This window comes from Moorena sp. SIO4A1 (assembly GCF_010672065.1).
GTDB lineage: Bacteria > Cyanobacteriota > Cyanobacteriia > Cyanobacteriales > Coleofasciculaceae > Moorena.
In genome coordinates this window covers 1-1,438 of record NZ_JAAHHX010000722.1, presented here as the reverse complement: position 1 = coordinate 1,438, position 1,438 = coordinate 1, and the positions used below count along the sequence as shown (strand labels likewise).

The window sequence follows — 1,438 nt, the reverse complement described above, 5'->3', positions numbered from 1 at the left end:
ATCCGATGTACTGGATTTGTTTGCGGCTGGACTTACTGCTGAGCAAATCTTAGAAGAAATGCCTGATTTAGAGGCAAATGATTTGCAGGCAGCACTTTTATATGCCTCACGTAAACTTAATCATCCGGTGCTAGTTCCATGACAATTTGGGTAGACGCACATTTCCTGGGATTGCAACTTTAGTTACACTCCTTTCTGTTTATAATTTTTGCCTTGATAATAGTGTCTTCAACAACTTGCTGTTTGGCAAGTTGATCGATTGCTAAGTCAAGAGGATAATCTTGTAGCTGTAATTTATCTCGATTGAAGTTAATCGTATAGTTAGATTTATCGAGTTTTTTTCTCCTTGTCAAAAATTGCCATTGTTTACTGGATTTGACTTTAAAAGAACCCTCAAGGAGTATTGTTGCCTTCCGATACTTTTTTTGATGCTTCTTGAGAACATCACTGATGTTATTTTTACTCTCAAATTTTATCGGCATTTCCTCACTAGTAGTACAGTGATATACCTCTTTATTTATTCCCCAGATAGATGTTACAATTACAGTAAAAAAAGACATCCCCAGGATTCCTAGGGCGATTAATATAATAACTCTAAAATTAATTAGGGATTGCCTAGGTATGATCGGATTATCTTCCTTTTGCTCAATCTCTGACTTTTGAGGTTTAGAGTTAACCTGGAATGGTTTTAATTCTTCGAGTAGTAAAGGACTACTCGAATCATCCATACTACTTAAGGAAAGCATACTGGAAGGAATGGCTGGATGGGGGTCAATATGCTCCCAAAATTCTGTGTAACCTTCTGTCAGTCGCTGATGAACATCCTCAAGGTTTTGATTGGAAATAGAAACCTGGTTTTTGCTCTTAATACCCTGAATAACCACCCCCTCAATTAGATAAATTTTTCTACCAAATTCATCTTTTAGGATATCATCTCCTTCTTTAGAGTTAAGGTCTTTTTCGGTGGCTTGGATGATTCTAAAGACTATGGTAAAGTTTCCGGCTTCTGTTCCATAAATTTGCTTGATAAATCCTTTTCCTGGTTCGGTTAAATCTCCATCCGTTACTCTCGCCAGTAAGTTAGCAATCTTAGCATCACAGATGAAATCAGGAGCGACAACTGTTCTGTAGTCAAGATAGCGGTTACGGCTTACTAAAAAAGGCCAAGCTTTAATACTCATAGTTACAATTTAATAAATTTAGTTTTTACATTGATTGATGACAAGCAACTCGTTGCCCTGATCGAGTTGCCTTAGCTATGAACTCTTAGAGGATATCTGAAAAGTTTTTTTATACTGAATTTTGCCCCCCTAACCCCCCAACTTTGGGGGGAACAAGAGTCCATTTGCTTGTAAAAGTCCCCCAGAATTGGGGGATTTAGGGGGCTTGGATGTAGCAAATGAGACTTCTCAGACAACCTCTTAAATCACATTTCATA

General features: G+C 37.6%; 2 protein-coding genes. One reads left to right on the top strand and one right to left on the bottom strand.

The window, feature by feature from the left end; genetic code table 11:
* Positions 1–142, top strand: a 142-nt coding sequence (locus F6K53_RS42305; protein ID WP_293086499.1) for a DUF433 domain-containing protein, incomplete at its 5' end; no start/stop codon positions are given.
* A 37-nt stretch (positions 143–179) separates the two neighbouring features.
* Here F6K53_RS42305 and F6K53_RS42300 read toward each other — a convergent pair.
* On the bottom strand, positions 180–1,181 hold the full coding sequence (locus tag F6K53_RS42300; protein ID WP_075896393.1) for a hypothetical protein: 1,002 nt from the start codon (positions 1,179–1,181) through the stop codon (positions 180–182).
* Between the last annotated feature and the right edge of the window lie 257 nt (positions 1,182–1,438).

What these genes read in the sequence shown, in the direction of transcription:
- F6K53_RS42300 (WP_075896393.1), bottom strand. Translation starts at nt 1,181, where the DNA reads ATGAGTATTAAAGCTTGGCCTTTTTTAGTAAGCCGTAACCGCTATCTT.